The sequence below is a fragment of the Hyphomonas sp. GM-8P genome (assembly GCF_003263315.1).
Taxonomy (GTDB): domain Bacteria; phylum Pseudomonadota; class Alphaproteobacteria; order Caulobacterales; family Hyphomonadaceae; genus Hyphomonas.
Genome location: NZ_AWFE01000052.1, coordinates 1 through 258, shown reverse-complemented (window position 1 = coordinate 258; position 258 = coordinate 1). Strand labels below are relative to the sequence as shown.

The 258-nt window shown below is 60.5% G+C and carries 1 protein-coding gene; it reads right to left on the bottom strand.

What is annotated here, in order from left to right:
- The coding region (locus HY26_RS04125) for a DUF3987 domain-containing protein (RefSeq protein WP_146740174.1) at positions 1-258 on the bottom strand (258 nt) is incomplete at both ends.

Sequence of the window (258 nt, the reverse complement as noted above, 5' to 3'; positions counted from 1 at the left end):
GCCCAAGGAGGGCCTTAACGCGCATGGCAAACGACTGCACTTCGACTGTCATGCCATCCGTCTGCCATTCCTCCAGTGTCATAATCCGCGTGCCAATCGTGGAAGCCGGTTTGTGTATCAGGCAGCGCGCGAGGAGGCCTTGTCCCTTTGCCATCGGGTCAGCAAGGAAAGGCTGCAAGGCGACGGGCTGGGCCTGCAGGTGAACGGCAAGGCGGCAATCGTTGGCGGTCAGCGTCTCGGATTTGTCTTTTGAGCCCC